The organism is Boudabousia liubingyangii (genome assembly GCF_001907245.1).
GTDB lineage: Bacteria > Actinomycetota > Actinomycetes > Actinomycetales > Actinomycetaceae > Boudabousia > Boudabousia liubingyangii.
The window spans coordinates 79615-101156 of sequence record NZ_MQSU01000003.1 but is presented as its reverse complement, the minus strand read 5'-3'; the positions used below and the strand labels follow the sequence as shown (position 1 = coordinate 101156).

20 protein-coding genes, 1 tRNA gene, 1 other RNA gene and 1 pseudogene are annotated in these 21542 nt (G+C 55.4%); 9 read left to right on the top strand and 14 right to left on the bottom strand.

What is annotated here, in order from left to right; all coding sequences use genetic code 11:
* The first annotated feature begins 17 nt into the window (after positions 1-17).
* Positions 18-569: a (deoxy)nucleoside triphosphate pyrophosphohydrolase gene (locus BSR28_RS05115; protein ID WP_180372230.1), complete on the top strand. Its 552-nt coding sequence runs from the start codon at positions 18-20 to the stop codon at positions 567-569.
* Between the two features lie 154 nt (positions 570-723).
* Complete coding sequence (locus BSR28_RS05110; protein ID WP_073709622.1) at positions 724-1425, top strand: TetR/AcrR family transcriptional regulator; 702 nt, start codon at positions 724-726, stop codon at positions 1423-1425.
* A gap of 86 nt (positions 1426-1511) precedes the next feature.
* On the opposite strand, the gene BSR28_RS05105 is transcribed toward BSR28_RS05110, so the two are convergent.
* Together BSR28_RS05105 and trxA are read right to left on the bottom strand one after the other, a co-directional pair.
* The gene (locus BSR28_RS05105) at positions 1512-2291 is read right to left on the bottom strand and encodes a type I 3-dehydroquinate dehydratase (protein WP_073713538.1); all 780 of its coding nucleotides are present in this window, start codon (positions 2289-2291) and stop codon (positions 1512-1514) included.
* Between the two features lie 16 nt (positions 2292-2307).
* A pseudogene (gene trxA / locus BSR28_RS05100) lies at positions 2308-2682 on the bottom strand (thioredoxin); the annotation flags it as partial.
* A 270-nt stretch (positions 2683-2952) separates the two neighbouring features.
* Between trxA and BSR28_RS05095 the strand changes: the two are divergent.
* Both BSR28_RS05095 and BSR28_RS05090 read left to right on the top strand, forming a co-directional pair.
* Positions 2953-3855, top strand: coding sequence for an ABC transporter ATP-binding protein (locus BSR28_RS05095; RefSeq protein WP_073713537.1), 903 nt, complete (start codon positions 2953-2955; stop codon positions 3853-3855).
* Positions 3848-5026 carry an ABC transporter permease gene (locus BSR28_RS05090; protein WP_073713536.1) on the top strand — a complete coding sequence of 393 codons (1179 nt, stop codon included), beginning with the start codon at positions 3848-3850 and terminating at the stop codon, positions 5024-5026. Before BSR28_RS05095 ends, BSR28_RS05090 begins: the two co-directional genes overlap by 8 nt.
* A gap of 159 nt (positions 5027-5185) precedes the next feature.
* On the opposite strand, the gene recR is transcribed toward BSR28_RS05090, so the two are convergent.
* The 5 genes from recR to ffs all read right to left on the bottom strand — a co-directional run bounded on the left by recR (position 5186) and on the right by ffs (position 11092).
* Positions 5186-5788, bottom strand: coding sequence for a recombination mediator RecR (gene recR, locus BSR28_RS05085; RefSeq protein WP_073709627.1), 603 nt, complete (start codon positions 5786-5788; stop codon positions 5186-5188).
* The gene (locus BSR28_RS05080; protein ID WP_073713535.1) at positions 5785-8796 is read right to left on the bottom strand and encodes a DNA polymerase III subunit gamma and tau; all 3012 of its coding nucleotides are present in this window, start codon (positions 8794-8796) and stop codon (positions 5785-5787) included. Before BSR28_RS05080 ends, recR begins: the two co-directional genes overlap by 4 nt.
* A 9-nt stretch (positions 8797-8805) precedes the next feature.
* Positions 8806-9414 (bottom strand): SGNH/GDSL hydrolase family protein, encoded by a 609-nt coding sequence (locus BSR28_RS05075; protein ID WP_073713534.1) that lies wholly within the window; start codon positions 9412-9414, stop codon positions 8806-8808.
* 17 nt (positions 9415-9431) lie between these two features.
* Positions 9432-10889, bottom strand: coding sequence for an alanine/glycine:cation symporter family protein (locus tag BSR28_RS05070; protein WP_073713533.1), 1458 nt, complete (start codon positions 10887-10889; stop codon positions 9432-9434).
* Positions 10890-10996: 107 nt separating this feature from the next.
* Positions 10997-11092, bottom strand: an RNA gene (gene ffs, locus BSR28_RS05065) — signal recognition particle sRNA small type.
* Positions 11093-11284: 192 nt separating this feature from the next.
* On the opposite strand from ffs, the gene BSR28_RS05060 reads away from it, so the two are divergent.
* Positions 11285-11369, top strand: a tRNA-Ser gene (locus BSR28_RS05060).
* Between the two features lie 182 nt (positions 11370-11551).
* On the top strand, positions 11552-12010 hold the full coding sequence (locus BSR28_RS05055; RefSeq protein ID WP_073713532.1) for a hypothetical protein: 459 nt from the start codon (positions 11552-11554) through the stop codon (positions 12008-12010).
* 105 nt (positions 12011-12115) lie between these two features.
* Here the strand turns inward: BSR28_RS05055 and BSR28_RS05050 are convergent, their stop codons facing one another.
* The 7 genes from BSR28_RS05050 to BSR28_RS05020 all read right to left on the bottom strand — a co-directional run bounded on the left by BSR28_RS05050 (position 12116) and on the right by BSR28_RS05020 (position 18728).
* Positions 12116-12814 (bottom strand): hypothetical protein, encoded by a 699-nt coding sequence (locus tag BSR28_RS05050; protein ID WP_073713531.1) that lies wholly within the window; start codon positions 12812-12814, stop codon positions 12116-12118.
* 208 nt (positions 12815-13022) lie between these two features.
* On the bottom strand, positions 13023-13439 hold the full coding sequence (locus BSR28_RS05045) for a hypothetical protein (RefSeq protein ID WP_073713530.1): 417 nt from the start codon (positions 13437-13439) through the stop codon (positions 13023-13025).
* Positions 13440-13648: 209 nt separating this feature from the next.
* A complete protein-coding gene (locus tag BSR28_RS05040; protein WP_073713529.1) occupies positions 13649-14107 on the bottom strand; it encodes a DUF4429 domain-containing protein in 459 nt (152 codons plus the stop codon).
* A gap of 458 nt (positions 14108-14565) precedes the next feature.
* Positions 14566-15015 carry a hypothetical protein gene (locus BSR28_RS05035; protein WP_143237591.1) on the bottom strand — a complete coding sequence of 150 codons (450 nt, stop codon included), beginning with the start codon at positions 15013-15015 and terminating at the stop codon, positions 14566-14568.
* A gap of 304 nt (positions 15016-15319) precedes the next feature.
* The gene (gene thrB / locus BSR28_RS05030; protein WP_073713527.1) at positions 15320-16273 is read right to left on the bottom strand and encodes a homoserine kinase; all 954 of its coding nucleotides are present in this window, start codon (positions 16271-16273) and stop codon (positions 15320-15322) included.
* A gap of 388 nt (positions 16274-16661) precedes the next feature.
* Positions 16662-17054: a hypothetical protein gene (locus BSR28_RS05025; protein WP_073709634.1), complete on the bottom strand. Its 393-nt coding sequence runs from the start codon at positions 17052-17054 to the stop codon at positions 16662-16664.
* A gap of 288 nt (positions 17055-17342) precedes the next feature.
* Entirely contained in the window at positions 17343-18728 is a 1386-nt protein-coding gene (locus tag BSR28_RS05020; protein WP_073709635.1) for a uracil-xanthine permease family protein, read from the bottom strand.
* Between the two features lie 315 nt (positions 18729-19043).
* On the opposite strand from BSR28_RS05020, the gene BSR28_RS05015 reads away from it, so the two are divergent.
* From BSR28_RS05015 to BSR28_RS05005, 3 genes are all read left to right on the top strand, one after another.
* Entirely contained in the window at positions 19044-19376 is a 333-nt protein-coding gene (locus tag BSR28_RS05015; protein ID WP_073709636.1) for a YbjQ family protein, read from the top strand.
* 147 nt (positions 19377-19523) lie between these two features.
* The gene (locus BSR28_RS05010; RefSeq protein WP_073713526.1) at positions 19524-20576 is read left to right on the top strand and encodes an ABC transporter permease; all 1053 of its coding nucleotides are present in this window, start codon (positions 19524-19526) and stop codon (positions 20574-20576) included.
* 10 nt (positions 20577-20586) lie between these two features.
* A complete protein-coding gene (locus tag BSR28_RS05005; protein WP_331203661.1) occupies positions 20587-21534 on the top strand; it encodes an ABC transporter ATP-binding protein in 948 nt (315 codons plus the stop codon).
* The last annotated feature ends 8 nt before the right edge of the window (positions 21535-21542 follow it).

The following is a 21542-nucleotide window of genomic DNA, read 5'->3' as shown; positions in this document are numbered from 1 at the left end:
GTTTTATGGTGGTGAGCATGAGCAAACTGGTAGTAGCGGCAGCAATCGTTGACGAACTAAGTAATCCGCAGGTTTTATTGTGTGCACAGCGGTCCTATCCGGCAGAGCTGGCGGGCCGTTGGGAGCTGCCGGGCGGGAAGGTTGAACCGGGCGAGGATCCGGCTGCGGCCCTACACCGGGAGTTAGCCGAAGAGCTGGGCGTGCGCGTGGATTTGGGCCAGGTAGTGCCGGCGCGGATTGCGCAGTTGGATGAGGCGACTCGGCAGGCTTGGCGGGAGCTTTATGCGCAGGGTGGCCGCTACCAGGATCAGGTGGATGGTGATTTTTCTGCGAATCGTCCGCAGGATGCGCAGGAGGCCCGGGATTGGCCGCTGGTTGGCGAGTTGCGGATGCGGGTTTGGCCGGCGCAGTTGATTCCGGCGGGGACGCCTGAGTTGGTTCCGGGTGAGGGCCATCAGGAGCTGCGTTGGGTGCCTTGGGATCAGGTTTTTGACTTGGATTGGTTGCCGGCGGACCTGCCGATTATTGCGGCGATTAGGGATACTTTGCGCCCGGATTTAGCGGACTAAGTACCTTCTTCTGGGCTTTCGTTGACGTTTTTTGCCGAGGGCGCAGGTGAGCTTCGTCTTTTTAGTACCCATAACCTGATTTTTGGGTTTATTATGACACCATATTGTCATTTACATTATGACACTGTGTTGTCAACAAGCTTGGAGGGCGACCGTGCCTAAGATTATCGGTTCCAATCTGGAAGAACACCGCGCGCAAACTCGTAATAAACTCTTCGACGCGCTGGCTCAGCTTCTAGATGAGAAGGGTTTCGAAGCGATCACCATGTCAGAGATTGCCGCCACCGCCCAGATTGGCCGGACCGCGATCTACAATCACTTTGCTGACAAGGAATCCCTACTCTTGGGTTACATCACTGAGGTGACCCGCCAGTACGCAAAGCAGATCTCTGAGGCTCTGGCCCCGATCGAGGACCCGATCGAGCGGATTCGCATGTACGTCGAATCGCAGCTGCGCCTAAACGCCACCACCCACCTGACTACCGGTACTTCGCTCCGTTCGGCAGTGACCCCGGAAACCGCCATGGAGCTTTCTGCGCACGCCACCATTGTGGAAGATATGCTGCGCAGTATTTTGCGTGACGCCATGCGTCAGGGCGTGATTGCGGAGGGCCGCACTGAGACCTTGGTTCGCCTAGTGCACGCCACGTTGACTGCCGGGATTGTCAGCCGTGAACCGCACGATTACGCGGGCACCATCATTGAGACTGAAGAGTTTATTCTGCGCGCTCTAGGTGCAGAAGTTCCGCCTACGGATCGGGCACGCTACCAGGCTTTGGTCGAGGCCGCGAAGCAGGACTTGGAGCAGGCTCGCCCGCAGGCGCGGACTTCTTCGATCTGCCCGGTTGTCCACTAGGTTTTAGTTCCTCAGATACGTTTGACCCCCACTTTTTAGTGGGGGTCTTCGTTTTGCCTTAACAGGGCTTAGCTTTAAGCGTGCAACTAGGCGGGTGGGATCAGACCGGCAAGGGAGTCGAGGACGCCCGCTAGTCTTTCCGCGGGCAGTTGCCCGGGGGCGGATCCTTCAGTTCCCGGTAGGGCCGCGAAGGTGGCGCAGTTGCCGAATAGGTGTCCCACTGCGCGACTGACACTGCCTAGGGGACCCATGGCGATCGCTAGGGTTTCCATGGGGCCATTTTGGTTTCGTGCCAGCACCTGTAGGAGCTGCGCGACCTGGGGCAGGTTGTCCGGCATCACCGCGATCTTGGCAATGTTGACGCCGTTGATGCGGGCTTTGTTGAAGAAGCTGTCCACGTCAGCCATGGGCGGCATTTCTTCCCAGTGGTGCACTGAGAGGATGACGGCCGCTCCCCCGTTTTGGATGGCGGTGATCAGGCCTTGCAGGATGGGTTCGGGCATTTCCGAGTCCCATTCTAGGTCCACGAATTCGCAGTACTTGGCTAGTTCCGCGACGGCTTCTGCGTAATCCCAGAAGTCTAGTTCGCAGTTTCCGCCTTGGCCGGCAGTGCGGATGGTCCCGATGATTGGGGTACTGGCTGCTTCCCGGATTTGGTTGAGCCAGGCGAAGTCACCGTTTTTGATGAGTTCGGGTAGTTCCGCTAGTTGGTCTAGGCGTACTTCGACGGCATCGGCTAGGCCGCGCGCTTGGGCGGCTTGGCTTTGTAGTCCGGCACGGTCGGGGGCGTTGAGGGGAATTAGTAGAGCGCACCCGCGCGGGTTTAGTTCCCGCAGGGTGCGCTCTGAATGTCTTTGATCAGCCATTTAGCTTCGACTGGGCTCAGTTATCCTGAGCTTCGATCTGGGCGCGGACTTCGTCCATGTTTAGGTTCTTGACCTGCTCTAGGACGTCCTTTAGGGCGGCTGCCGGTAGGGCACCGGATTGACGGAAGACCGGGATCTGCTCGCGGAAGACCATCACGGTGGGGATGGAGGAGATGCCGGCGGCAGCGGCGATCTGCTGTTCTTCATCAGTGTTGATCTTGCCGAAGACGACGCCTTCTACCTCGTTAGAGGTGGCTTCGAAGATGGGGCCGAACTGACGGCAAGGACCACACCAGGGTGCCCAGAAGTCGAGGATGACAATGTCGTTTTCGGATAGGGTCTGGTCTAGGTTCTGTTCGTTTAGTTCAACGATGGCCATGAGGGTTCCTCCGTATTGTTTATTTCGGTCATCGGGCCTTTCGGCCGATTAGATCTGATACTAAGGTTAACAGGTTCAGGTGGGACTTTATTCCCCATTGACGTTTTCCCGGTGCTTTTCGGGTCGATTCCGGCAAATTTTGGCGAACCGGACGCGATTTTTAGGAAAGATCAGGACGAATTTTGGGGTTAATCATCCACGCGGGTAAATAGTCGTGGTTTTTCTTGGGGAAAACTATCCATGCCACTATTTTCGTGATTATTAGTCTGCTAGGGTTTACCCATGAGTATTAAAGCCCAAGGTTTAACCCGTTCTTTCGGGGAGGTGCGTGCCCTTAACGGAGTCAATTTAGATTTAGCTCCGGGACGGGTCTACGGCCTGGTCGGACCTAATGGTTCCGGTAAGACCACCCTTCTTCTGATTCTGGCGGGACTATTAGCACCCGATTCAGGTTCGGCCCAGATTAATGGCCATGACATCATGACCGATTCAGCCAATGCCCGCGCGCAGCTAGGTTGGATGCCCGATGACTTCGGCATGTGGGACTCCTTGACCTGCACTGAGATTCTAGAAACTTTTGCGCGTTTCTATCACTTGCCTGAGGCGGTTATCCCCCAGCGGGTTCATGAGCTGCTTGAGATGGCGGGCCTGTTAGAGAAGGCCACAATGCCGGTTTCTTCCCTTTCTAGGGGGCAGAAGCAGCGTCTGGGTTTTGCGCGCGTGATTATTCAGAATCCGGCAGTGCTGCTACTTGATGAGCCCACTAACGGGATGGATCCGCGTTCGCGGATGCGTTTGCGTGACCAGCTTCGGGCTTATGCGCGGGCTGGGGCTACCGTGGTGGTTTCCTCTCACGTGCTCTCTGAGTTGGAGGGCATGATTGATGAGCCCGTCATGATTAATCAGGGTCGGAATGTGGATCTGCCTCAGTCGACTGGGGTGCGTTGGATGGTTCGGGCTTCTAACCCGCAGCAGCTAGCCCAGTGGGCACAGAGCATTGGCTTGGCTTTTGAGTTCCAAATGCACAATGGCCGCGAGTATTTCCTCTGCACTTTGCGTTCAGAAGAGGACGCCCCTAGGTTGCTTCAGGATCTAGCTCAGGCCGGCATTTCGGTACTGGAGTTCCAGGCAGCTACTAACCAGCTTGAGGCTGCATTCTTGAACTTGGAGGGTTCCGATGACTGATATTTGGCTAGTTACTAAGCTGGATCTACGCCAGCGTTTTAGGACCACGAAGTTCAAGTGGGTACTGGGCATTTCCCTAGGTCTAGTGGCCTTTATTTCCCTATTCCCGATCATCACCAGCCCGCAGTATTCCCTAAGCGATGATTTCTTTGGCATCACCATTGGGGCAATCTTCGATACGTCCTACTTCATCTCAGTTGGTATGGCCTCACTTTTGGCTGCGATTTGGGGTGCTTCAGCGATTAACGGTGACCGTAATAACCGCACCCTAGCGGTATTGCAGATTACCCCGATTTCTTCTTCGGCCATTATTTGGGGCAAGATTTTCAGCTCTTGGATCGCCGCCATGATGGTCCCGGCGGTTTCTTTGGTCATCATGTTGCCAACCTTATTTTTGGCGAATTTTGGTTTGATCATTCCGCGAATCACAATGCTGCTGGTCAGTTCGATTGTGGTTTTGACGATCTCAGGCCTAGCCGTTTATACCTCTAGTGTTGCTAAACGAACAGCTGGTTCGCTGGGTATTACCTTTGCGGTCCTATTTGGCTTAATGATCGGCCCGTTGATCATTTCGGCCTACGCAACTTTCATGTCACCGCGCTCTGGGGCCGTCATTGAAACCAGCACCTTGAAGCCTGAATACCGTAGGGCTCTGGACGATCCGGCGAATTCCTCGCTTTCTGAGTCTGAAATGCAGGCACTAAAGCAAGGGGCTCCCTACCCCCGGGAATTCTGTAGGTTTGAAGAGCGTCATTCAGTGGCTCCCTCGATTAACCTCTGGTGGTTGAACGGCATTAACCCGATCCTGCTGTCGGTTGGCCCCTTGGGTATCCCCGTTGAGACTGGTAAAGCTTCCTTGGAGCACATTAACCTTAAGGGTTTTTCTTCGCTGCAGATAATGAACACTACCTACCGCTACTCCACTGCTTTCACCAATAACAGCGACCGAATTTCTTCGGGCGTTTACCCTCATGATTGTGGTGGTGATGGCGTTAAGACGCTTGAGGATCTACAGCCGGCCGGCTTCGTGGTCACCGGAAATCTAATCACTTATGACTGGATCGTTGCCTTGTTCATCTATGTGGGCATGCTTTGGGTCTTTGTCTGGCGTGGTAGTGCCCGGTTGAAGCTGCCTTATAAGAAGCTCCAGCCTGGTGTGCGTATCGCCTGACAGTGACGGTGTCACGGCAAGGCTTACCAGCTAGCTGCTAAGGCGTGGAAAACCGCGCTTTAGTAGAGCGGGTACAGCCCCGAAAGCACACAGAGTCGAATTAGATGTGGGGACTACCGGTTTGGTAGTCCCCACATTGCTTTTAGCTGCAGTATCTCCCTACATGATCCGGCGGCCTTCGAAGGCCCGGGAGAGGGTGATTTCGTCCGCGTATTCTAGGTCCCCGCCGACGGGTAGGCCTAGGGCTAGGCGGCTGGTGGGGATGTTCATGGTTTCCAGCATGCGTGCCAGGTAGGTGGCGGTGGCTTCGCCCTCGATATTGGGGTCGGTGGCGATGACGATTTCTTTGACTTCTGAGTTTTGCAGTCGGGCCAGCAACTGGCGGATGCGTAGCTGTTCGGGGCCGATCCCGCGGATGGGGTCAATGGCTCCGCCTAGGACGTGGTACAGGCCGCGGTAGGCGTGGGTGCGTTCGATGGCTTGTACGTCGGGGGCTTGTTCGATGACGCAGATGGTGCTTTGGTCGCGTCGGGGGTCTAGGCAGATGCTGCACTGTTCCCCTTCGGCTAGGTTGCCGCAGGTTTCGCAGTGTTTGACGCGGGTTTTGACGGCGGCTAGGGCGGCGCGGAGTCGTTCTACGTCCTCGGTTTCGGCTTCCATAATGTGGAAGGCGATGCGTTGGGCGGATTTGGGTCCGACTCCGGGTAGTTGGCCTAGTTCGTCGATTAGGTCTTGGATGGCGCCTTCGTACACGCTATTTATCCCTCAATGCTTTCTTTGATCACCGTTGCCCCTAGGACTTCGGCAACTACTTTGACTCCGGCCAGTTCGGTTTCACCGGTGTATTCTTCGTCGAACTCTGAAGGCATGTCAGCGTCGTCGAAGGTGAAGTCTTGGGCTTCTTGCTGTTGGTGAATGGTTTCGATTTGGCGGGCGGTCTGTTCGATCCGTTCCTTCCAGGACAGTTCACTGCCCGCGCTGCCGCTTAGGCTGGCGACGGTCCCGAAGGCGGGGGCGGCAGTGTTGGTGGCGGCCGGGTTGGTAGTGCCTAGGCTGCCCGGGCTGCTGGGTGCCGCCGAGGTGGCGGGTTCGGGGGTTAGCGGTTCTTCGTCCTCGTCATCGTCGAAGTCGCAGTAGGCGTCGGCGTCCTGGGGTTCTTCCGGGTCAGCGGGTTCAGTTCCCGGGGTGGCTGCGGCGGGCGCGACCGCTTCCCAGGCTGTTTCCGAGGCAGTGTCCTGGTTGGCAGCCTTAATAGTTTCGGCTTCTTGTTCGGGTTCCGCTGCTGGGCCGGACTGGGCTTCCGCCGTGGTTTCCGCCGCGGCTGGGCCCTGGCTTTCAGCCTGGTTCTGGGCCGGGGTTTCCGCTTGGTTTTGTGCGGGTTCCGGGTTGGCGTGTAGGCCTTGTCCGGGTACGGCTACGGGTCCCCAACCGTCTAGGAAGGGGTCGTCCTCGGGGATTTCAGGCTGCGGGGGTGTTACGGGCGCAGCGGGTTCTGGGGTGGCTGCGCGAGTTTCGGGGGCCGCGAGCCCCTCAGCTTTTTTTGGTGCTTCGGGGGCTGAAGCCTGGGGTCCCCCTGCCGGAGCAGCAGGTTCCGGGGTGGCTACTTTCGGGGTGGCTGCTTCTGGGGCGGCCATGGCGTCAGAGACTAGCTGGGCGACCTGGTTTTCAGTGGCGACGCGGATCTTGACGGGGTGCTGCAGTTGGTTTTCGATAATCGGCACTAGGTCCGGCAGGTAGCGACGGTTGGCCATCTCGATCTGACCTTCGCTCTGGATGATCAGGTACTGGAAACCGTCGCCGGCTAGCGGGCCGGGGCGTAGGCACTGGTCAATGAACTGCAGTAGTAAGCGGCTCTTGTTTTCGGCGGTGGCGCGGATCTGGTCCCAGGCGGCAGCTAGCTCCTTGCGGCGATCTGCGGGCGTGGGCGGGACCGCCGGGGCGGCGGGCTCTGGCGTTGCCGGGCTGGCAGCCGGCTCATTGCCCTGTTCGGCAGGTTGCTCCGGGGTTTCCGAGGGTGCCGGGCTGGCCGGGGACTCAGCCGAAACGGGGGCCTCAGGGGCGGCAGTGGCAGACGGAGCTTCCACCTCGGGTTCTTCCTGCGCGTCCTTCACGTCGGCCGGGCCGGCGGGGTTCGCTTCAGGGTCAGATTCTAGGGTGACCGGTTCCGCGGCGGTTTCAGATTCGGCCTGCTCTTCCACGATCTCTTCCGGAGTGGCCACGGTGGATTCCTTGGTGGCCTGAGCAATGGCTTCTACCTGCGGGCTGGACGGGGTTTCCTCAGGTTCTTCGATCTTAGTTTCGGAAACCTGCGGGGCCGCACTTTCGGAAGGTTTAGCTTCGGTTGCCGGTTCCTGAGCCGGCGCCGGTGCGGGGGCAGCCGCCTCCGTTTCCTTAGCGGTCTGTTCCTTAGGGGCTTCCTGGGCGCTCATCCGGCCGGTCATGGCCAGTACTTGGTGCATGGCAGAGTTCCCGCCAGTGGCTCCAGCTCCACCAGCCGCGGGGGCAGCTGCAGCCGCATTACCGGGGGCCGAGGTTGCGCCGGCACCCATACCAGCACCACCGGCCGCACTTGGCGCTGACTCACCCGACACCGGAGCACCCACTACCGGAGCCTCAGCAGTACCTGCCGCTTCCCCCTGTCCTAGCTGCACGGCCGGCGAGGGGCTAGCCCCCGTAGCCATAAGAATGCGGGCCAACAGTAGTTCCAACAGCAAGCGAGGGCTGGTAGCCCCGTTCATGGTGGTAAAAGCTTCCGCGGTCAGATCGGCAGCACGGGATAGGCGAGCCCCACCAAAAGCAGCAGCCTGACGCTTCATTAGTTCCAGCTGGTCAGAGGGCAGCGCCGCGAAGATACTGTCAGCACGCTCCCCCGCGACCGCCAGGATCACCAGGTCGCGTAGTCGCTGCAGTAGGTCTTCCACGAATCGACGCGGGTCATGCCCGGAACCAACCAGGGACTCAACGGCCTGGAAAGCCTGCGGTCCGTTACGTTCAGCTAGGGCGTTAATGGTGGCCTCCATGAGGCCCTCGTCGGTGAAACCAAGTAGGGAAACGGCCCGCTGGTAGGTGACGGTACCTTCCTCGGCCCCGGCCATGAGCTGGTCTAGGACGGAGAGGGAGTCACGGACGGACCCGCCACCGGCACGCATAACTAGGGGCAGCACGCCATCCTCGACGTGAATATTTTCAGACTCGCACAGCTGGTTCAGGTACTTGCCCATGGTGTCGGGCGGAACCAGGCGGAAGGGATAGTGGTGGGTACGCGAACGGATGGTCCCCAGGACCTTATCGGGTTCGGTGGTCGCGAAGACGAACTTAATGTGCGGCGGGGGTTCTTCCACCAGTTTCAGTAGGGCGTTGAAGCCCTGCGGGGTGACCATGTGGGCCTCGTCCAGGATGAACACCTTGTAGCGGTCGCGGACGGGCGCGAAGCTGGCGCGTTCACGTAGGTCACGAGCATCATCGACACCATTGTGGCTGGCGGCGTCGATTTCGACGACGTCTAGGGAGCCAGGTCCGCCGGTCGCTAGTTCCACACAAGAGGGGCACTTACCGCAAGGGGTGTCGGTGGGGCCTTCAACGCAGTTTAGGCAGCGGGCCAGGATTCGAGCCGAGGTGGTTTTGCCGCACCCGCGCGGGCCGGAGAACAGGTACGCGTGGTTGATTCGCCCGGATTTTAGGGCGGCCTGGAGGGGCTGCGTTACGTGTTCTTGCCCGATTACTTCTTCGAAGGTTTGGGGCCGGTAGCGTCGGTATAGTGCGGTACTCATGGGATAACTTTAACGGTCTTCAGTGGTGCCTTGCAGGGCGGGCACGTGAAGTTCGCGCACTGCGGCCAAAGCTGCTTGGGCTAGCAGGGCGTGACCGGCTGGGTTGGGGTGGATCCGATCATTGTGGTGGAACTGGGGTAGCCCACCGGTGGCCCCAATTAGGGCCCGGGTGAAGGTCAGTCCTAGTTCTTGGCACTGCTGTTCTAGGTAGTCCACTAGGGCTAGGGATCGCTCCCCTAGTTGGGTTCCCGGGTAGTACATGCTGATCAGGGTGGGCTGGCCGTTTCGGGCCTCAGCGATCTGCGTGAGTTGCTCGTGGACGGCCGCGAAGACCTGCGGGGCGTAATCCCGCATGAGGGGGACGTCGTTGACGCCTAGGCAGACCATCAGCAGGTCCGCTTTGGGGGCCTGTTTGAGCATGTTTTGTTGAATCAGCTCGATGGTGTCAGGCCCGACCGGGGGCTGCGCTAGGTAGCCTAGGCCGTCAATGGCGTAGTTGAGTTCTTGCGCGCCCAGCAGGTTCGCCAGGATGCTACTGAAGCGGGTATCGGGGCTGCCGCCGCGTAGGTAACCGCTAACTATAGAGTCTCCGTAGAAAACTATCTGGGGCTGCGTCATTGGACTCCTTGGGGTTTTTATTCCCAGACACCCGCGGGGATTTCACCGCGAGTATTGGGACGCTGAATAGCGTGGTAGATCGGGTCTTTACCAGCCTTGGACTGGCCGTAGAAGTCCTTGAGGGCATCTAGTACCCAGGGGACTAGGACCACGATTACGACCAGGTTGATGATCGCCCCAATACCTAGGGCCACGTCCGCTAGGGACCAGACGAAGGGTAGCGGGAAGACGGTACCGGTGAAGGTGGCGATGGTGACGACCACGGCAAAGAGGCGACGGGCCACTAGGTGCTGGTCGGCTTTACCGCCGGCCTGTTCGACTAGGTAGTCGACGTTTACTTGGCCGTATGAGTAGCAGCCTAGGACGGTAGAGAACACTAGGACTAGCAGCAGGATTTCCATGGGCCAGCCGGTCCAGGTGCCTAGGTGTTCCGCTAGGGCACTCTGGGTTAGGGAGGCACCCTGTTCGCTTAGGTCCACGCCGGGCTGGTAGGTGTTGGTGGCCATGATGATCAGGAAGCCGGTGGCGGAACAGACCAGGATGGTGTCCACGAAAACGCCGAAGGCTTGAATGTAGCCCTGACGGACGGGATGGGCGACGGTGGCGGTACCGGCGGCGTTGGGGACGGAACCTAGACCGGCCTCGTTAGAGAAGACCCCACGGCGGGTACCATTCAGGATGGCAGCCAGAATGCCGCCACCGATTCCGGCCATGGCCTGGTTGGTACCGAAGGCACCACCGATGATCTGAGAAAAGACGGTGGGGATTTCGCGGTAGTTGAGCACTAGGACCACGATCGCGGCGGCCACGTAAACCAGGGCCATGATGGGTGCCAGCCAAGAGGTCACTTTGGCGACGGACTTGAGGCCGCCGATGACGACCGGCGCGGTTAGTAGGGCCAGGATTAGGCCGGTAACCCAGTGCGGGACCTGGTGGGAGCTGGCCACCATGTCGGCGACGGTATTGGACTGGACCATGACCACGCAGATACCTACGGAGAACAGGATAAGGACGGCGAAGAAGGCGCCTAGTTTGGGTAGGCGTAGGCCGTTTTTGATGTAGTAGGCGGGGCCGCCTCGGAAGGTGCCGTCAGCGTCTTTTTCTTTGAAGATCTGGGCTAGGGTGGATTCGACGAAGCTGGAGGCCATGCCCACTAGGGCGACGATCCACATCCAGAATAGGGAGCCGGGGCCGCCGGCGACTAGTGCCAGGGCCACGCCGGAGATATTACCTACGCCCACGCGGGAGGCTAGGCCTACGGTGAAGGCTTGGAAGGATGAGATGCCGTCGATTTTTTCGTTGGCGGCTTCGGGGTTGTCTTTATTTCCGGAGCGGACTACGGACTGCCAGAGCAGCTTGGGGTGCATGAATTGCACGCCTTTGGTGACGACAGTCAGGATTAGTCCGACGCCTACTAGCAGGGCAACTAGGATGTAGAGGTACATCCAGTAGTTAATCAGGTCGATGATCCCCATTTAGAGTCTCCCGTGGCACTGTGTTGACGCAGTCCGTTCAGATTGCGCTGGTGATGGGCAGTGCATGTGTTCTGGACGCTGGTGGTGGCAGCGTATGCGGTTCTGGATACTAAGAATCCCCGCGTACCCGGCAGAGCGCCCTTATCCTTGCTGCATTTCTGCCCTGGGGAGGTTCGTGCGATACCGTCACGCGAGGATCCGCGCACTATTATACATAGGATCTGCCCGTTCTGAGGTCGTTTTGTTCCTTTCCCCCGCCGAGGGTGCGCTATTTTTTGGGCTTTTTCGCTTAGGTACTAGGTTTTTGGTTTTCTTCCTTGCCAGTAATGCGGCCAATTTAACTATCTGTGATTAGACGTGAGGAAAATCTTCCGGTATAGTCTTTCTTTGTCTTAGGAGGATTCGCCTAGTGGCCTATGGCGCACGCTTGGAAAGCGTGTTGGGTGCAAGCCCTCGGGGGTTCGAATCCCCCATCCTCCGCAGATAACCCCGGTATTCGTTGGAATACCGGGGTTTTTATTATTTCCACGCAAGATATATTTGCTTTTATAAAAGCCAATACACTATAGAATTTGCATCGTTAATTTGAAACTAAACATTGAGTTTTTAACACGGTTCCCTTTCTGTTGGAAAGATAATCACAGCTAAACTATCCTAAAAATATGAATTTGAAGATTCGTTCATTCGCACTTGCTACTATTGCAATTTCTCTTTCATTAGCTGGATGCGGGGCCGACAAAGATAATGGAACAAATAGTCCTAGAGCAACCACTCAACTAAGCGACGGCGACCAAAGAGCATGCAATCTAGTCACCACTGTAATTAAGGGTTCGCAAGAGATCCAGACACTCGCTCAAAAAGCCATTGATGGTACCGATCGGGACATGAATAACTTAATGGGCAAGTTAGACAGCATGCGTACAAGCGCAACAAATGCCAGCAAGTACGCCACAGATTCAATCTTGTCAACAGACACCGGCAATACCGCGGAGGCTTTAACTGGAATTATTGAATCAATAACTGACTCACACGGTTCGTATCTCTTTGAAAAGTATAGTCAAGAATTCCGTAGCTCGATTCAAAGTGCCAATGATCGTTGCGGTCAACTGCGCAATAAATGAAATTAGCTACGTTCGCAAAGACCTAGGCAGCATGCATTAGAATCATTAACCTTTCCAAACTCATGGCTTATTCATTAAATAATTGGAAAGACCATGCAGTTACCCCTACGGAATTAAGGATTCTATCGTTCCAGCCAATATTTCACCCACTGCCGATGCGCTAACATCTGCTCCCCATGCCACGCACTGTCTAGCGAACCGTTTCCAAAGATTAAATAGCCCTTCTCGCTTTGCTGAATCTTCCTGCTGCTCGGATAAAAGCATGAGTAACATTGTAAAAATTCCCATAACTTTAAATAACACTTCATGAAGAGCTATATAATTTAATGATTCTGGCTCAATATCGACAACGAGCTCAAGTCCTCTTTTTACCTCGATATTTAGAATTCGGAAGAGATAATTAGAATACTTTTCTAGTCCATCCGCTAAAACAAGAAGTTCCTCAAAGGAAGCACGTAAGTCATCGATTTCCTCCCTACTCAAATAATGAGGAAGCGGAATAATCCTACCTAAATTTTCTTCAGCAGCTTCGACAGATCTCAAAACATATCGGTCAAATTTGAATGTAGTTCGTCCAAAAAAGCGCGGTAAGTAATCTTTGAGTAAATCCTTGCAGATTGTTAAATCAGTTTCACAGTTATCAGCGCCCTCTAGTTCTCGAACAGCATCACTAACCTGCAGAGCAAACGACGTGGCATAACTTTGTACTTCGTCAATACAGTTGCTACTGTCAACACCCGTAAACTCTACAAACGAATTCCATTCTCGCATTAGACTTAAAAGCTTTGTAACAGAGTTAACCATTAAAACCCTCATCCCTTCCAGGCAAAACCTGAGCTAAAACTAAATTAAAAATGGCTTAGATATAACTAGGTTTTCTTCACTACTCATACTAGAGGCAGAATTCAAACAGTGATCAACACCCATCCTACGTACTTTGTTAGTATCACTATGTTTTATTGCACCCTACTGTTTCAGAATCTATAAGCAAAAGAAAATCGGAGCAGCTAGGTTAAGAAATGCTGTCAAGATCAAAGAGCAGCATTAGAACCACTTCGATTACCACCACATAAACAGCGGCGTAGAGGGATTGCATGCCGGGCAGGATAAAGGCATAAGCCAACTGGAAGATCAGAACCCCCAGAATAAAGTCAACGACCACCGCTAGGGCTTTACGCTGGACATACATTTCGACCATTCGGTCTAAGAAATCTGACACCCCCACCTGAAGCAGGAAGCCAATAATGGTGGATGCAAAGAAGATTACCCCAAACCCAAAGGTCAGATTAAGCCCATGGAATTGCCACAGCACCCAAAGGGCCACCGCGGAAAGTGCCAGCGGCAAGACCAGCATCAGGGCAATACTGATCGCAATCCCTAGGGCATCAGTTGCGCCCTTTAAAAAATTCTTCCGAAGATTTTCAAACATAATGAATTCGACCGTCTAATTCATGAACAAGTTAAAATTCCCTAGCCTACATCATGTGCCTTACCATGAGCGCATAAACAGGACACAACCTACGCCACACTCATAGCCTGTGGTGACCACATTTATATATCGATCGCACTACACTATTAAAACTGAACACCACGACGCGGCGAAGAATTAACCTAAAAGTAGTCGGAGCGGCTCGAGATTTAGAGCCCTAGCGCTTTTGCTTTAGCAGCGGCAAACTCTTCATCGGTAAGGATACCCTGCGAGTGTAATTCAGCAAGCTTCTCAATATCAGTTCCTGCAGAACTTCCCTCGCCTGTGGGCTGATGTTGGGCAGCGAGAGCATCATTAATAGCATCAACCAATGCTTCAGCTTCTTCCTTATGCTTATGCCATAGGATTACAGCGTTTTCATCCTGCGCTGCAGCTTTAGTACGCTGCCCTTTAAGAGCTACCTTTTCAGACAATTCACCAGAAACACTAAACTGAATAAAACCATTCACTAAGCGCGACGGCGGCTTGTACTGTACCGCTGCAATCTGGTGCAAGTGTAGGACTTTACTAGACCGACCCTGGGAAGCACGAGCCATGAAACCCTCACGAGTAATAGTTACTTTCTGGCCATCAAAATCGATCTGACCATTAACTCCTTTAAAGAACATTTAAACTCCTCTATCCTTCGTTGTTTTTCAGAAACCCTTCGTGCAGCTTGAACACTACTCAGAGTCATATCAAGTGCGGCTGCGATCGTGCCGGGGACGCCTTCGCAGATAATCCCAGCATAGGCGTATTCGACTCGGGCAAGAAATAGACCTGCCGCAATTTCGTCAGCTTTAGTCTCGATTTTCCTGTATCGAGTACCATCATTCACGGCATAACCTAGCTCGCGTGCGAGCCTGCACCGATACAGGTATTTCCACCTCTATTCATTCAGGCAGACAGTATGATGCATAATTCCATTCTCGCCAAGATGCTATTGTCAGATTCTTGGCAAAGCACTCCGGGCACTGAACAGCTATCACTTTCGCGTAGATTCCAGAAGAATAATTGAGATAAATAATCATACCCTTGGAACATTCGTATTATTTATTCTTCACTACCCCGAAGAGGCAATTGGTTATCAATCTCCAACTACAGGTAGAGATACAGCGACAGTAAGGGGTTTCTTCAAGCCCTTGCAAGAAACCAAAAGCCGACTCGGATATAGCATTCTAGATCTTAAATCTACTTTGGGTGTCCACTCTCCATACTTTCCCATCCCGAATGTTAAAAACTCCCCTGGATAAAGATCAGTTGGCTCATTGGGAAAACGCTCGATCGGATATTCCCAGCCCTCGGGGAAAAATCCGGGGGACAAGAAAATCTCGATTCCAATTGCGGGTTTACTACCAGTATTCTTTAGAATCCATGTTTTCTCAGGAAAAACCGCTTTCTTGGCTTGATAAATTTCAAACGCATATTTCGGTTTTGCAGAGTTCTTCGAATTTTTCCAGTTCCAATAAAAATTTCCTCCGCCGGAAAGAACTGCGACGATTAAAGCCCACCAAGCATGATCTGTGTACCAACTCATACGCAAATAATATATCCAATAGAGCCGCACACCGAGTATTCCTACCGAAAAACATACACCCGTTCTGGAAAAGTTAGGACACAATAAAAGATTCTTAGTTGAACCCTTGCTTCTGACGACACATCGAGATTATCGAACGCGTGCAAGCAAATAGGCTCAACTAAGTAAGTCCTATTACTGAATAGCTTTTCAAATGTGACCCAAAGTGGATGTCGTAACTATTACTAAAGTGTCCACATAGTTCAAAAACTCTTCTTCGTAACCCCTCGAAATCGCTCAGGCTACGTCCGAAGTACGTTTAAACTTACAGGTCACCCAGGGGGTCTACGAAAGGGCCGCCCATGTGCACGGGCAGATCCTTAGCGGTCCAAGTGGCAGTCAAACCATCCAAGGGTAGGTCTTTAGCTTCGGGGACTTCGCGCTCCCCGGCCGCATCCCAAACCACCAGCAAGGTCGAACCCGAACCCGAAATGGTCACGCCCAGAGCGCCCTGACCCAGAATGCGGGCGCGGATCTCTGCTAGGTCCGAAATTAGGCGCCCTCGGTAAGGCTCATGGATCCGGTCAGAAAGGGCGGCGGACACGACCTCGGCATCGCCGGCCCCAAAAGCGTGGGATAGGACCACGGCGCGGGACAGACTGTAGACCGCATCCGGGATGGGTAGGCGCTCTGGTAGGACCGCGCGACTCTGGTCCGGGATGACCGTAAAGTCCGGGATCAGGGCAGTGAAGAAGAAGCGGCGGTCTAGGTCCAGCTGGTAGGCGTAAACGTCAGTGCCCTCGCGGAAACTGGCGGTCATGCCACCGAAGAGGGCCGGGGCCACGTTATCTGGGTGCCCCTCTAGGGTCGCGCAGATTTCGAAGAGTTCCTGCGGGGTAAGCGGGTTACCGGCCATGTGGTTCGCGGCGGTTGCCCCACCAACGAAGAGCGCGGCGGAAGAACCCAGGCCGCGGCCGTTGGGGATTTCCGCGTCGAACTTGACCTGTAGCTGGCCGGGGTCCGGTAGTCCGCGTTCGATAATGACTTCGCGGGTGGCGTTGAAGGCTCGCCAGAATAGGTTATCGGGGCCGGCGTAGGTGCGTTCCACCCCGGTGATTTCAAAGTTTTGGGCGGGAGTGCAGTCGAAACGGTTGTATAGACCCAGGGCGATGCCTAGGCAGTCAAAGCCGGGTCCTAGGTTGGCGCTGGTGGCCGGGACCGTCACCCGGAATGGTTCAACCTGTGGGCGGTCAGTGGTTTCCACTAGCTGCTGGGACATCGAATCACTCCTATTTATGTTTTCTTTTCCAGCTATCTTAAGGTTTCAGCTGCCTTAGCTGCGTTACACGGTGGGCAAGTTTTCTGCTTTCGAGTATCGTGCCTAAGCCCTAGTCACGTCAAGGCCGCCGATGTGCTGGAGCCACTCCCCTGCTACTGAAAATCTGCCCAGTCAATAAAGAAACTGGTCACATAGGACTGGATACCCAATTCTTTTTTCACCCAAATGGGATAGCATCTACCGCAGTCACCAAAGACTTCCCTAGTTAAGGGGATCCAATGAACAGTTAAGGCGCCAGCCCCAAAGGGTAGGCGCCTTAACTAATAAACCTAGTGAACCATTATCTGACCAGCAGGACTCAACTCTGCGTGGCGACCAGCGCCCCGGTTCAGTGCGGGTGGGTTAGCTCTTCGAGCAGTCCCTTAATTTCCCAGCGTAGCTCTTCCAACATCTGACGGATCTGCGGGATATCCCGGCCATCGGTTGTGGCCATCTCCCAGTGATAAGTGGGCTTGTCGCTTTCCACGTTAGTGCTTAGGTTAATGATGTGGGTGGCGTACTTGGTTAGGTCGTCCCCCAAAAATAGGGGCGTAACCTCGGTCAGGTCTAGGCCATCCTCGGCCAGAATGGTGGCGACGGTACCGTCTAGTTCGTTTAGTTGCGGGTCAGTGTAGGCCGCGAAAGCTTCTACGCCTTCCTTATTGGCAGCGCGCACAAACAGTGCCGCAATGGCCGCATTCGTGCCGCCCTTAGAGATGAAAAGCAGAGTCTTAGTGTCCATGTACTGATTCTACCGGACAGCGCGCCGATTTTATAGCCTCCACCACAGGGGTCGAGCACTTCCTGCTTTAAGGGACTTGCCGCCAAGGGCTCCAAGTTTCCGGGTAAACCTTACCCAGTTCATCCACCTTGATTTCCTGCAGTTTAGCCTGCGTTGAACCGCCTCCACAAAGTCAGCACACGCAAAGGCAAATAAAGGACGAGGAGGCCCCCGCACTTTGCACGCAAGCACCCGGAAAGGTGCCGGCGCGTCTTGGTGGGAGGCGTCCTCGGGAAAAAGAATCTACGCTCAGGCGTGACGGTTACGGTAAGCCTCAGAGTCGAGGTCCGCACCAGCCGGGGCGGAAGCCGGGCTAGCGGCCTCTAGGCGAGTGCCACGAACCTTAGATACCCAACGCATGACGTGGTAGATGACAATCGCGCAGGCAGAACCAATGGCGATACCTTCGAACTTTGCGCCCCCAATGGTGAGGGAGTAGTTCGCGATGGCCACAATCATGGAAACCGCGGCGGTGTTTAGGTTTACCGGGTCAGCGAAGTCCACGCGGTTCTGAACCCAGATGCGGACGCCCAGCATGCCGATCATGCCGTAGAGGACGGTCGCGGCCCCACCCAGCACGCCGGCGGGGATGGTCGCGATGATGGCACCGAACTTGGGGAACATGGATAGGCCCAGGGCGGTAATCGCAGCCACCACGTAAGCAGCGGTGGAGTAAACGCGGGTAGCGGCCATAACGCCAATGTTTTCCGCGTAGGTGGTGGTACCGGAACCGCCACCGGTACCGGCTAGGACGGTGGATAGACCGTCGGCGAATAGTGCGCGGCCGGTGACGTCGTCTAGGTTTTCGCCGGTCATGGCGGACACGGACTTAACGTGGCCGACGTTTTCTGCGATTAGGACTAGGACGACGGGGATGAACAGACCCAGGGTGGAGGGGTCGAAGGCCGGGGCGTGGAAAGCCGGGAGGCCCACGATCGGGGCGTTGCTGATCGCTTCGAAGTTAACTTCGCCCTGGATCATGGCGGCCACGTAACCGATGAGCACGCCGATCAGGATGGACAGGCGGCCAATGATGCCCTTGAACAGGACGGTGATCAGCAGGATGGAGACGATGGTGATAACCGCGGTGACGGGGGCTTTCTGGACGGAACCCCAGGCGGCGGGGGCCAGGTTGAAGCCGATTAGGGCCACGATCGCGCCGGTCACTACCGGGGGCATGAGCTTGTCGATCCAGCCGGCTCCGGCGAAGTGCACGATGATGCCGATGACCGCTAGGGTCAGGCCGACGGAGATAATGCCACCCTGGGCTAGGGCCTGCTTGTGGGAGTCTAACGGGACGCCGCCGTCAATGACGTAGCCGGTGACGGCCCCGATGGGGGCTAGTAGCGCGAAGCTGGAGCCTAGGTATGAGGGTAGGCGCCCGGCGGTGATCAGGATGAACAGGAGGGTGCCCACGCCGGTGAAGAATAGGGTGGTGGACGGGTCGAAGCCGGTCAGTAGGGGCACTAGGAAGGTGGCGCCGAACATGGCGATCACGTGCTGTAGGCCAATACCGATGGTGAGCGGCCAGGCTAGGCGCTCTGAGGGAAGTACTACTTCGCCGGGGCCGATTTTGCGGCCATCGCCGTGTAGGTTCCAAGAGAAGGGGTGTGAGGGTTTAGGGGAGGCGGCCATTGGATTCCTTTCCGATAAGGGCTGCATCGCCCCCGGGATCCGGCTCTTTATGGGGACTTACCGGGCGACCTCGTCATTCCCGAGGGCGCGGGCAGGCTGTCCCAAGTTGGCGCCTTTTCTAAGGGCGACACGTCACTGCATGTCATTAACCTCAGGAAGCATTGTAGCGGCCTGCGGGTCAATACACTAATCGCAGCAGTGTGGATTTAGGCAAATGTGCTTTGGTGGGCATAAAATGCCTCTTAAGGACAGTGATGTCGCTGTTCGTTACTGTATTCGCGGCCCGTTTTGGCCCCAGAGTTAAAGGACTCCCCCATGATTGCAACTACTACCGACCATGTTGAAGGCCAGGTTATTACTCGGTACCTAGGTTTGGTTTCTGGCGAGGTCGTTTCCGGCATTAACGCGCTGCGTGACCTGGGCGCGGGCATGCGTAATATTTTTGGTGGTCGTTCGGCTGGCTATGAGGATGAGGTCATCCAGGCTCGCGAGTCCGCGATTGGTGAGATGGTGGAGCGCGCCCAGCAGGTGGGTGCGAACGCGATTGTGGGCGTGAGGATTGACTACACGGGTTTGAGCAATGGCACGATGATCATGGTCAACGTGACTGGTACTGCCGTGCAGACTATGCCCGCTTCCGCTCAGTAAGAGTCGGCCAAAACACTTATTTTTCGCCTTTTATTGCCTATCTAACATACAAGGTGCCCGATCACACAGGGGTTTAGTGAGCCTTGCCCTTGCAATATTTTATGACACATTGTCACAATAGTTGTGTTATTAAATATTGGAGGCAAAATGTTCCTGGCGTTACGCGAAATTAAGCGCAACAAAAAACACTTCGGCCTAATCACGGCCGTTATTACCCTAGTAGGAATCCTAGTATTCTTCCTTACCGGCCTAGCCGTCGGTCTGATGACCATCATGTCCCAGGGCATTAGCGCTTGGGATGCTGACCATATCGCGCTGGCTGAAAACTCTAACGACTCCGTTCAGGCTTCAATCATCCCCATCACCGACGCCCGCAAAGTTACCGCGGACAAGGTTTCCTTGATTGGCCTTTCCCCTTTAACTCTAGAAAAGTCTTCCGACGAGCAGGTCACCACCTTCGCTTTCGGTATGGCTCCTGATTCTTTCACCGCCCCAAAGGTTACTGAGGGCCGCATGTACGCCGACCCACACGAGGTTGTCGCAAACGACTCCCTCAAGCAGGACGGTTACGAACTGGGCTCCACCATTAAGACCACCCAGTCTGACGAGGACCTGAAGATCGTGGGCTTCACCCACAATATGACCTACAGTTCCTACCCGATCGTTTACATGGACATTCCCGATTGGCAGACCACCGGCATTCAGTACAAGAACGCCGTTTCCGCAATCGCCACTAAGGGCACCCCGGACCAGAACGGTCTAGATGGCGCGAAGGTGAAGGCTGAAACCAGCAAGGAATTCATTGACAATATCCCCGGCGTGAAGGCTCAGAACCTAACCTTCGCACTAATGGTGGGCGCTTTGATTGTGGTTTCTGCCGTCATTTTGGGCGTCTTCGTTTACGTCCTTACCCTGCAAAAGCGTCGCCTGTTTGGCGTCATGAAGGCGCAGGGTATTGGCAATGGCACGATCGGCATGTCCGTTATGTGGCAGACCGCGATCCTTTCGATTTTCGGTTCCGTCTTGGCCGTCGCCATTACTTTGGGTACCGCCGCCGCTATGCCCGAGGGCGTACCTTTCTCTGTCCCGTGGATGCTGTTCGGCATTATTGGGGCCGTCATGGTGGTCTTCAGCCTGATTGGCGCTGCCTTCTCTGTCATCTCTGCTACCCGTATCGATCCGCTAATCGCGCTGAAGTGAGGTTATTAAAATGAATATCGATCCTAACCACATTCCTTCCCGTCGCGAACTACGGGTCCAAGAGGAAGCCGAAAAGGCCCGTGCAGAAGCACAAGCCACTACCGAAAACCAGGTAGAGGAAAGCCCTGCAGAAGCCACCCAGGAAGCTCCGGTAGCAGAAGCTACGGAAACTGAAACTGCCCCCTTGGCAGAAAAAGAAGCGGAAGCGGCCTCGGCAGAAGAAAGCGCCCCAGAAGCCGCCGAAAAGGACTCTGAGGACAGCTCTGAAAAGGGCGAAATCATCGTGGAAATGAAGGGCATTTACAAGGACTTCACCCAGGGTGACGAAACCATTCACGCCCTAAAGCCCACTGATTTCACCGCCCGCAAGGGTGAGTTCATTGCGTTGATCGGCCCGTCCGGTTCTGGCAAGTCCACCATGCTGACCATCATTGGCGGTCTACAGACCCCCACCGGTGGCACCATCAAGGTGGGTGGCCGCGACCTGAGCGAACTAAGCGATAAGCAGCGCGCGAAGGCTCGTCTGGATGAGATTGGCTTCATCCTGCAGTCCGCTAACCTGGTCCCCTTCTTGACCGTGAACGAACAGCTTGACCTGTACGATCGCGTCGCAAAGACCAAGAACCAGCCCGGTCACACTCAGAAGGACCGCGACGAACTGTTTGAATCCTTGGGCATCTTGAAGCTCAAGAACAAGTACAAGTCGGACCTGTCCGGTGGTGAAAAGCAGCGTGCCGCGATTGCTCGCGCCCTGTACGCCACCCCCAGCGTGATCCTCGCGGACGAACCGACCGCCGCCCTTGACTCCAAGAAGGCCTTCGCGGTCGCTGAGCTACTACGTGAACAGGCGAAGGTACACGATACCTGCATCATCATGGTGACCCACGATGAGCGCCTAATCGACCACGTGGACGCGGTCTACCGCATGGAAGACGGCGAACTAACCAAGGCTAAGTAAGCGGTTTA